The 7062-nt window shown below is 62.3% G+C and carries 1 protein-coding gene; it reads left to right on the top strand.

Features of this window, described 5'->3' with window-relative positions:
- Window positions 1-7062, top strand: a 7062-nt coding sequence (locus EC912_RS19180) for an SDR family NAD(P)-dependent oxidoreductase (protein WP_132147702.1), incomplete at both ends; no start/stop codon positions are given.

The raw sequence follows: 7062 nt of genomic DNA, 5'->3' as shown, positions 1-7062 counted from the left end.
CAGCAGGAACTCGCACCGTGGCCGCGTCCGATGCTGGACCGGCGGGAATTGCCGAGAATCGCGGGCATTTCGTCGTTCGGTGCGGGCGGTGCGAATGCACATGTGGTGATCGAGGAGTACGTTCCGCCAGTCGTGCCACATGCGGCGAGCGGTCCGGCGCTGATCGTGTTGTCGGCACGCCATGAAGACCGGCTCCGCGAACAGGTGCAGTTGTTGCTGGCAGCTATCGCATCGAATGCGGATATCGCACTGGCCGATCTGGCGTACACGCTGCAAGTCGGGCGAGAAGCCATGGAAGAGCGGCTCGGGCTGGTAGTCAACTCGCTATCCGAACTGCGCGAGAAGCTGGGCGCCTATGCCGCCGGCGAGACCGTCATCGACGAGTTGTATCGCGGCCAGGTCAAGCGGAACAAAGACGCATTGGCCGCCCTGGCCGGTGACGACGACATGGGTACCATCGTCGAGGCATGGATCGCCAAGGGCAAGTTCGGCAAGCTGCTCGACCTGTGGGTCAAGGGCCTCGCCTTCGACTGGCAGCGTCTGTACGGTGCCAACCGGCCACGTCGCATCAGTCTGCCGACCTATCCGTTTGCCCGCGAGCGCTATTGGATACAGACCGGCACGGTGCAGCCGGCCATCTCCTCCGGCGCCGCAGCGACATTGCATCCGCTGCTACATCGCAATACCTCGGACGTCGCCGGGCTGCGCTTCAGCACGCACTTCAGCGGGGAAGAATTCTTCCTCGCCGATCACGTGGTGCAAGGTGCGCGGGTTCTGCCGGGTGTCGCACAGCTGGAGATGGCGCGCAGCGCCGCCAGCGAAGCGATCGAAGACGATTGCCAACTGCAGCTGAAAAACATCGCATGGATGCGCCCCGTCACGGTAGACGCGGACGGGGTCGACCTGCATATCGCGCTCTATCCCGAAGAAACCGGCGATCTCAGCTTCGAAATTTATAGCGAAGGCGATAATGGCGAAGTCGTAACGTATAGCCAGGGTTCGGTGATCGCTATCGCGGATGCGGACTCCGGTACCGCGGTAGTGCACGACCTGTCCGCCTTACGTAAAGAATGCACCGCATCTCATCTGAGTGCGGCGCAATGCTACGCCCGCTTCGAACAGATGGGTTTGCACTATGGCCCGGGATTCCAGGGCCTGAGCGAACTGTTCGTAGGGTCGCAGCAAGTCCTGGCGCGTGTCACGTTACCCACATCTGTGCAGATGGACGGCTACGTGCTTCACCCCAGCCTGCTGGATGCGGCGTTGCAAGCAACGCTGGGCCTGCAAATGAGTACGGCGGCGGAGGCGGGCAGGGCGACGCTGATGTTGCCTTTTGCACTGGGTGCCCTCGAAGTGCTCGGACCATGCACGGCTGCCATGTGGGCCGTCGTGCGGCACAGCGCCGGTAGCCAGACGGGCGACGCGGTGCAGCGGCTCGACGTTGACCTGTGCGACGAGCTCGGTGCGGTATGCGTGCGCTTCACGCAGTTCAGTCTGAGGCCGATGACAGCGAACGCGGCGCACAGCAAACCGATCCAGACCCTGCTCTTGCAACCGACATGGACGACGCAGCCGGCGTTGGCGGCGACAGGCGATGCGTTTGCGAAGCACGTCGTCTTGTTGTGCGGCGTGGATGCGGTCGACCTGGAACCTCACCTGCCCGACGCAATCTGCCTCGAACCAGCCAACGGCAACGATGTTGCCCATCGCTTTGAAGCGGCCGCTGGCATGCTTCTGGAACAGATCCAGTCGCTGGGCAGTCAGAGCGGTAGGCACCTGATCCAGGTGGTCGTGCCCAGTCACGGCATGGGCCAGACCATGGTCGGACTGGGCGGCATGCTGCGCACGGCGCAACTGGAAAATCCGCGCATCGTCGGTCAGGTCATCCGCGTCGAAAGCGGTCAGGACATCGTGCAGGCGTTGCTGGAAAACCGCGATGGAAACGCGCAGCAAGTACGTTACGTCGACGGCGAGCGCCAGATCGGCGGCTGGGCCGAACGCCCGTCGACACCTGAAGCCGCCTCGCCGTGGAAAGCGCATGGCGTGTACCTGATCACCGGTGGGGCAGGCGGACTCGGTTTGATCTTCGCACGCGAAATCGCGAGTCAAGCCCGGAACGCCGTGCTGATCCTGACTGGCCGATCGGCACCGAACGAAGGCATTCAGGCCAACATCCGCCACCTGGAAACCCTCGGTGCCGTCGTGCGCTACCACGCGGTCGACGTCACCGATGCCGTTGCCCTGACGCAACTGGTGCACAGCATTCCGGAAGAGTTCGAAAGTCTCGACGGCATCATCCATAGCGCCGGCGTGGTACGCGACAGCTTCATCGCCAAGAAGACCCGGCAACAACTGCACGACGTCCTCAGCGCCAAGGTGGCCGGTACGCTGAATCTCGACGAAGCCAGCCGCGACATGACGCTCGACTGCTTCATCTGCTTCTCGTCCATCGCCGGCGCGGTGGGAAATGTGGGGCAGGCCGACTATGCGGCGGCCAATGCGTTCATGGATGCGTTCGCGCACCATCGCGCCGAACTCGTGGCACGAGGACAGCGCCACGGGCACACGCTGTCGGTGAACTGGCCGTTGTGGGACGAAGGCGGCATGCAGGCGGATGCCGCGACGCGCACGATGTTGATCCAGCAACTGGGTATGCATGCGCTGGCCACCGATAGCGGTGTATTGGCTCTGCGACAGGCGCTGGCGAGTGGGCTGAATCAGCTGTTGGTCGTGGCGGGCGACGCGGCTCGCATCCGGCAGGTACTGCTGGGCAAATCGCAGGAAACAGTCGCGACGTTACCGTCGACGGCAACCAACGACAGCGGTGCGAAGACACACCAGGACGACCACGCGTTACAGGATCTGGTGAAACGGACACTGATGGGAATAGTGTCGTCACTGATCAAGGTGAAGCCGGAGGACATCGACGGCGAGACGGCCTTGAGCGAGTACGGTTTCGATTCGATCTCGCTGACCGAATTCGGCAATGCGTTGAATCAGCACTACCGGCTCGAACTGAAGCCAACGATCTTTTTCGAATATCCGACACTCGACGGTCTGGCCGGCCATCTGGTGCGCGAGTACCCGACGGCGCTGGCACCTCAGCAGGCGGTAACGAACAGCACGACGGCAGCACATGCAGCGGCGGCCGTTGCGGCGCCGATGCCGGCGTTCGAACGTATCCGCTCACGCGGGCGGCGGCGTTTCGGCACGCCTATGGTGGCGCCGGCTGCGAGCCGGACTCAGGCGGTCAACGAACCGATCGCGATCGTCGGCATGAGCGGTCAGTTCCCGCAGGCGCGGGACATCGATGCTTTCTGGCGCAATCTGCGCGACGGCAAGGATTGCATCGGCGAAATTCCGCCCGAGCGCGGCGACTGGCAGGCCTGGTACGGCGACCGGGCACCGGAAGAGAACAAGACCGACATCACGTGGGGCGGCTTCATCGACGGGGTGGACGAATTCGACCCGATGTTCTTTGGCATCTCGCCCAAGGAAGCGGAGCTGATGGACCCGCAGCAGCGCCTGATGATGACCCATGTCTGGAAGGCGCTGGAAGATGCCGGTTATGCAGGACCGGCGCTTTCGGGTAGCGATACGGCCATCTATGTCGGCACCATGGCTAGTGGGTACGGCAACCTGATCAGTCGGGCCAGGGCGGCGATCGAAGGGTATTCCTCGACCGGGGCGGTCGCTTCGGTCGGGCCCAACCGGATGAGTTATTTCCTCAATTTCCACGGCCCGAGCGAGCCGGTGGAAACGGCCTGCTCCAGCTCGCTGGTTGCGCTGCGGCGGGCGATCCTCGCGATCGAGCGGGGTGACTGCGGCATGGCTATCGCCGGTGGCGTGAACACCATCGTCAACCCCGAGCTGCACATCAGTTTCAACAAGGCCGGGATGTTGAGCGAGGACGGTCGCTGCAAGACCTTCTCGAGCGAGGCCAACGGCTATGTACGCGGCGAAGGCGTCGCGATGCTGGTGTTGAAGACGTTGTCCGCCGCCGAGCGCGATGGCGACCATATCTACGGTCTGGTGCGTGGTACGGCGGAGAATCATGGTGGTCGCGCCAACTCCCTGACCGCGCCCAATCCGAAGGCGCAGGCCGCAGTGGTCCGAAAGGCTCACCAGCAAGCGGGTATCGATCCGCGCACCGTGACTTATATCGAGGCTCACGGCACCGGTACGCCGCTGGGGGATCCGGTGGAGATCAATGGCCTGAAGGCCGCGTTCAAGGAGCTGTACGCGGCGACGGGCGAGAGCGACATCGTGGCACCGCACTGCGGGCTGGGCTCGGTCAAGACCAATATCGGCCATCTCGAACTGGCGGCCGGCGTCGCAGGCGTCGTCAAAATCTTGCTGCAGATGAAGCACAAGACGCTGGTGAAGAGTCTGCATAGCGACACCCTCAATCCGTACATCGACTTGAACGGCAGTCCGTTCTATGTGGTGCAGGAAGCACGCGAATGGGCGGCGGTATGCGATGCGCGCGGACAGACTCTGCCGCGCCGCGCCGGAGTGAGCTCGTTCGGTTTCGGCGGAGTGAATGCGCATGTCGTGCTGGAGGAATACATTCCGTCGGCGGTAACGACTCCTGTCGCGAACGGTCCGGTTGTAGTGGTGCTGTCGGCGCGCAATGAGGAACGGCTGCGCGAACAAGTGCAATCGCTGCTGACGTTCATCGATTCGTCGCAAGCGGAGACGGAGATCGAACTGACCGATCTTGCCTATACGCTTCAGGTCGGACGCGAAGCGATGGAGGAGCGGCTGGGTCTCGTGGTCGGCTCCCTCGCCGAACTGCGCGACAAGCTGACGCGCTTCCTCGCGGGCGACAGCATGGACGAGTTCTATCGCGGACAGGTCAGGCGCAACAAAGACGCGATGGCCACGTTCTCCGCCGATGAAGACATGGCCCAGACCGTCCGGAGCTGGGTCGAAAAAGGGAAGTTCGGCAAGCTGCTCGATCTGTGGGTAAAGGGATACGGTCTCGACTGGACCAGCCTATACGCCAACCACAAGCCTCGCCGCATCAGTTTGCCGACGTATTCCTTTGCACGGGAAAGTTACTGGGTACCGATCGGGGATACCCATCTGCCAGCGACATCCCGTGTGGACGCCGTGCTGCATCCGCTGATACAGCGCAATTCGTCGAACTTGTCGGGGCCACGCTTCAGCAGTCGCTTTGGCGGGGACGAATTCTTCCTTGCCGATCATGTGGTGCTGGATAGCCGGATATTGCCGGGCGTAGCCCAACTCGAAATGGCACGCTTTGCGGCGAACGAAGCGATGGACGGCACCGGCAAGCTGCATCTGAAGGACGTCGTATGGTCACGCCCCGTGGTCGTCGGCAGCGAGGGCGTGGAGTTGCATGTTTCGCTGTATCCGGAAGACAACGGGGACATCGGCTATCAGATTCATTCCGGAGTCGCAGACGGTGAGATCGTCTATGGCCGCGGCGTGGTGACGGATGCCGTCGACGATGTCGCTCCGACGAGCCTCGATCTGGCGACCCTGCGTCAGCAATGCACGGAGGCCCATCTCGATGCCGGGCAATGCTATGCGGTCTTCGACAAGCTGGGCTTGCACTATGGAGATGGCTTCCGCGGCTTGAGCGACGTGTTCGTCGGCGAACAAATGACGCTGGCCCGGATAACGCTGCCCGCGTCGGTCCGCGCGTCGAAGGATAGCTATGTGCTGCATCCGAGCCTGCTCGATGCCGCGCTACAGGCATCGATCGGTTTGCAAGTTGGCACAAATGCGGACGGTCCGACCTTGATGCTGCCGTTCTCGTTGGGCGCGCTGGACGTACTCGCTCCCTGCACGGCCAGCATGTGGGCGTTGGTTCGGCCCAGCGTCGACCGTGCAGGCAGCGATGCCGTGCAAACGGTCGATATCGATGTGTGCGACGACGACGGCGTGCCGTGCCTGCGATTCAGGCGGCTTGGTCTGAGGGTGTTGACTCCCCCGTTCACGGGTGGTTTTTCCCGCGATGCGAACGCCGTAGACGCGATAAGCCAAGGAAAGGACTACCCGGTGAATGATTCAGTACCACTGCCGCCGAAGGAAGAGGCTGTCGCGCTGATCGCTAACGATGCGTCGGACGATGACGTGTTGAACGATATCCGGGAACGAGCCACCCGCTACTTCGTACGTTTCCTGTCGACGACGCTGAAGCTGCCGACCCACAGGATCGATCCACGGGCGCAGATGGAAACCTATGGCATCGATTCCCTCCTGGTGCTCGACCTCACACGCGCTCTGGAGAAGCAATTCGGTCCACTGCCAAAAACGCTGTTCTTCGAATATCAGACCATTGCCGCATTGAGCGGATATTTCGTGCAGCATCATCATGCCGCTATGGCTGCGTTGCTGGGTGAAAGCCGCGCCGTCGCGGCCGCGGTGTCCGTGCCTTCGGCGACCAAGGTCGATAAGCCTGCTTCCGTATCGATGAGCCGCCGGTCGCGCTATGAGACGCACAAGCGGATCGGCAAGGCTGCCGGTGGCGACGTCGGTGAAATTGCCATCATTGGTGTCGCCGGCCGCTATCCGCAGGCAGGCAATCTCGAACAGTTCTGGGCCAATCTGAGCCAGGGCAAGGACAGCATCACCGAGATTCCATCGGATCGTTGGGATCACACGCTTTACTACGACGAAGACCGCACCAAACCCGGCAAGACCTATGGGAAATGGGGCGGTTTCATCGATGGCGTCGACCTGTTCGACCCGCTGTTCTTCAACATCTCGCCACGCGAAGCGGAGTTGATGGACCCGCAGGAACGGCTGTTCCTCGAATGCGTGCACGGCACGCTGGAAGACGCGGGCTACACCCGCGACAACGTGGCCGAGGACAGCAACGTCGGTGTATTCGTCGGCGTGATGTACGAGGAATATCAACTGTACGGTGCCCAGGAACAGGCAAGAGGACGGGCAATTGCCGTACCGGGTCATCCGGCCTCGATCGCGAACCGGATTTCGTATTTCTGCAATTTCAACGGTCCGAGCATGGCGCTGGACACCATGTGCTCGTCGTCGCTGACGGCGATCCACCTCGCTTGCCAGAGTCTG

Origin of the sequence: Luteibacter rhizovicinus (genome assembly GCF_004342265.1) — a bacterium.
Classification (GTDB): domain Bacteria; phylum Pseudomonadota; class Gammaproteobacteria; order Xanthomonadales; family Rhodanobacteraceae; genus Luteibacter; species Luteibacter rhizovicinus_B.
The sequence above is the reverse complement of the archived record's forward strand: the minus strand, read 5'-3'. Positions and strand labels throughout refer to the sequence as shown.